The following is a 549-nucleotide window of genomic DNA, read 5'->3' on the forward strand; positions in this document are numbered from 1 at the left end:
ATGTAATCCGCGCTAACGCCGCGCGTATCGTCCACATAGATCGTCTTCAGTTCTTCTTTCCTCTTCTGCATCGTTTCGTAATGATTGCGTGCTAACCGCCCTGTTCTGAACTGCTCAAAATTCACTTGCATGAGGTTACTCATGAATCGGTTATAGAGTTGGGTCTTCATCATCTCAAGTGAGAATATCGCGCATTTATGCCTGTTCTCGTTCAATCGTTTAACTATTTCCAGCGTGAAGGCCGTTTTACCGATACTCGTTCTAGCTCCTACAACCGAAAAATCTTGTCGGTGGAATCCTGTTGTAATCGAGTCAAGCGGCTGTATTCCTGTCATAAGCCCGTATGCTTTCGAAGGGTCGTCTACAATGCTCATCATGTATGCTGCCCACTCGTCTACGTCCTTGGCTGGATCGTTCATGCCGTTACTCTCGCTCGTTTCAAGAGTGAACACCCTATGTTGCAGATCCCGTAGAATCTCGTCGCTATCCTCGCCGTCTCGCACCTTCACGAATGTTTCATGTGCCAGATTAGTGATGCTCTCGGCCAGC

General features: G+C 47.9%; 1 protein-coding gene. It reads right to left on the bottom strand.

What is annotated here, in order from left to right; translation table 11 throughout:
• A partial coding sequence (locus PPOP_RS19125) for a DnaB-like helicase C-terminal domain-containing protein (protein ID WP_042230387.1) occupies window positions 1-549 on the bottom strand: 549 nt, incomplete at both ends.

The organism is Paenibacillus popilliae ATCC 14706 (genome assembly GCF_000315235.1).
Classification (GTDB): domain Bacteria; phylum Bacillota; class Bacilli; order Paenibacillales; family Paenibacillaceae; genus Paenibacillus_B; species Paenibacillus_B popilliae.